This is a genomic window from Bradyrhizobium sp., from assembly GCF_016462955.1.
Classification (GTDB): Bacteria; Pseudomonadota; Alphaproteobacteria; order Rhizobiales; family Xanthobacteraceae; genus Bradyrhizobium.
The window spans coordinates 1-2,704 of sequence record NZ_JAEMSD010000717.1 but is presented as its reverse complement, the minus strand read 5'-3'; the positions used below and the strand labels follow the sequence as shown (position 1 = coordinate 2,704).

1 protein-coding gene and 1 pseudogene are annotated in these 2,704 nt (G+C 60.8%); both read right to left on the bottom strand.

The window, feature by feature from the left end:
* A pseudogene (locus JHD07_RS37330) lies at positions 1 to 1,875 on the bottom strand (DNA-directed RNA polymerase subunit beta); the annotation flags it as partial.
* A 325-nt stretch (positions 1,876 to 2,200) separates the two neighbouring features.
* Positions 2,201 to 2,620 (bottom strand): 50S ribosomal protein L7/L12, encoded by a 420-nt coding sequence (gene rplL / locus JHD07_RS37325; RefSeq protein ID WP_291631293.1) that lies wholly within the window; start codon positions 2,618 to 2,620, stop codon positions 2,201 to 2,203.
* Between the last annotated feature and the right edge of the window lie 84 nt (positions 2,621 to 2,704).

Below are 2,704 nucleotides of genomic sequence, written 5' to 3'. Positions count from 1 at the left end.
CGGAATCAGGCCCGCAGAAACGCCAACCATCTGACTGGGGGCGACGTCGATGTACCCCACATCCTCGGCGCGGACGAGGACGAAATCACCGCGGTTCCGGGCGATGATGTTGTCCCCCTCGATCCTGCCATCGACGACGGGGGCATCGGCCGGCGCGAGCGTCGCGTCGTGCTCCTCGTCGGCCCGCAACCAGACGACGTCATCCGTCAGCCGGCACTTTGACACCTTCCGGTAGGGGGTGACGAGGAAGCCATACGAATCGACCCCCGAATAGATCGCGAGGCTCGAGATCAGGCCGATGTTCGTACCTTCGGGCGTCTCGATCGGGCAGATTCGGCCGTAGTGGGAGATGTGGACGTCGCGCACCTCGAAACCGGCCCGCTTGCGGTTCAAGCCGCCGGGACCGAGCGCCGAGAGCCGGCGCTCGTGGGTCAGCATCGACAACGGGTTCGTCTGGTCGACCACCTGCGACAGTTCGCCACGACCAAAGAAATACTCGATGGCCGCGGAAATGCTCTTGGGGTTGATGAGCGAGCGGGGCGTCATCTCCGTGACGTCCTTGAGGCTCATCCGCTCCTGGACGGTGCGCCGGAGTTTCAGAAAACCCTTGCGGAGCTCGTCGCTGGCCAGTTCGTCGATCGTCCGCAGCCGGCGATTACCGAGGTGATCGATGTCATCCACCTCGACTTCGTTCTCACCCTCGGAGAGCAGGAGCATGTACTTGATCGCGGCGATCAGATCATCGGGGCGGAGCGTCATCTCCGTCTCGGGGACCGAAAGCCCGAGCTTGCGGTTGATGCGGAAGCGGCCCACGCGGCCAAGCCGGTAGCGGTTGGTGTCCTTGAACTTCTCGTCGAACAGGGCCCGGGCCTTGTCGAGGGCTGGGGGATTGCCGGGCCGGAGCCGCTGGTAGATTCGGACCAAGGCGTCTTCGTGACTCGGGGCGACAGCCGTTCGCTTCTTTGACTCGTCGGAATCCTCCTTGAGGCTGTTCATCAGGAGCGGCACCTTCTGCTCCTGCATCACCTCGACGGCCGGAAGACCCGACGTGCAGATCAGCTCCGCCTGATCGTGCGTGATCTTGCAGCCCGCATCGACAATGATCTCGCCCGCCCGCTCGCTCGACTTCGGATACACGATATCGTCAACGGCGATCTTGCCCTCAAGTTTGACCACGCTGCGGCCGCCCGAAATCTTCTCCTTGGTTGTCGGGTAGAAGAGCTTCAAGATCTCCGAGTCGTGCGAGTACTTGGGATCCATCGCCCGCAGGAGCGTGAGCGCTGAAAACTTGCCGCTCTGGTCGATCCGCACCTGCATCGTGTCTTTCTTTGACACGTTGAGTTCGATCCAACTCCCTCGCTCGGGGATGATGCGGCAGTTGAACGTCTTGCGGTCGTTCGACTCAGTGTCAGACACGAAGTCGATGCCGGGCGAACGGTGCAACTGGCTCACCACTACCCGCTCGGCACCATTGATAATAAACTCTCCGCCGCCGAGCATGATCGGCACGTCGCCCAGGTAGACCTCTTCCTCGATCGGTTGTTCACGCGTGAGCCTCAAATACACCCGGAGCGGCCGTCCGTAAGTGAGCCGCAGTTGCCGGCACTCGTCCGGGCTGTAGCGGGGCTTGCCGAGTTCGTACCGCAGATACTCGATCTTCACCGTGCGGTCATAGCTCTCGATCGGGAAGATCTCCCGGAGCACGCCTTCGATGCCGTGGTCCTTGCGCTTGGTCGATGGTACGTCGTACTGCAGGAATGCGTCGTAGAATCGCGTCTGGATTTCGGTGAGGTCAGGGATGTTGTGCGTCACACGACGGCTACCGAAATGTCGTATTTCGCTGGTCTGCAGACGGCGGACGGAGTGGGTTGCCATTGACAAAAACCTCCTCGAAATAGTCTCGTGTCGGTCGCGAAGAGCACGCGATCCGTTCAGGACACTGTCATGACGTGGGATCGCCGACCCGGGCTCGAATGTCTTTACGACACTTGAGCCACGAGGCTTCTGTCAGCGCGCACGCACCAACAGAAACGACGACCATCAGGGGGCGGCCCCTAAACAAAGGGAAGTGCAAAAGCAAATGGCGGCACGGGGCAGGAGAGGAAGGAAACCAACAAACACTAAGTTCGGAGCAAATACTATACCGTTTGGCGACGGCGAGGCCAACCTCCCCGCCGCCAAACGGGCATTTGTCGGCTTTTTACTTAATCGAGACCTTGGCCCCAGCGTCTTCGAGCTCCTTCTTGAGCTTCTCGGCGTCCGCCTTCGAGATGCCTTCCTTGATCTTGGAGGGAGCACCTTCAACCGTGTCCTTGGCCTCTTTAAGACCCAGGCCGGTTGCGGCGCGGACCACCTTAATGACACCGATCTTGTTGGCACCGAACGCGTCCAGAATGACGTCAAACTCGGTCTTCTCGACCGCCGCCTCGGCAGCGGCGCCAGCGCCACCGGCACCTGGGGCGGCCATCATGACCGCGCCGCCTGCAGCCGGCTTGATGCCGTGAACCTCGTCGAGGTAATCCGACAACTCCTTCGCAGCCTTGAGAGTGAGGCCGACGATCTTGTCGCCGAGTTCCTTGGTGCCGTTCGAAAATTCACGAATCGCTTCAGCCGTTGCCATCGCGCGAGGTCCTTTCCCTTCGAAAAAATGCGGAACCGTCTGACGTGTCGACGGCCGCTCAATATGAAAAATACGAGTGATGTG

Excerpts from the sequence above, each read along its gene's own strand:
- rplL (WP_291631293.1), bottom strand. The coding sequence starts at position 2,620 with ATGGCAACGGCTGAAGCGATTCGTGAATTTTCGAACGGCACCAAGGAA.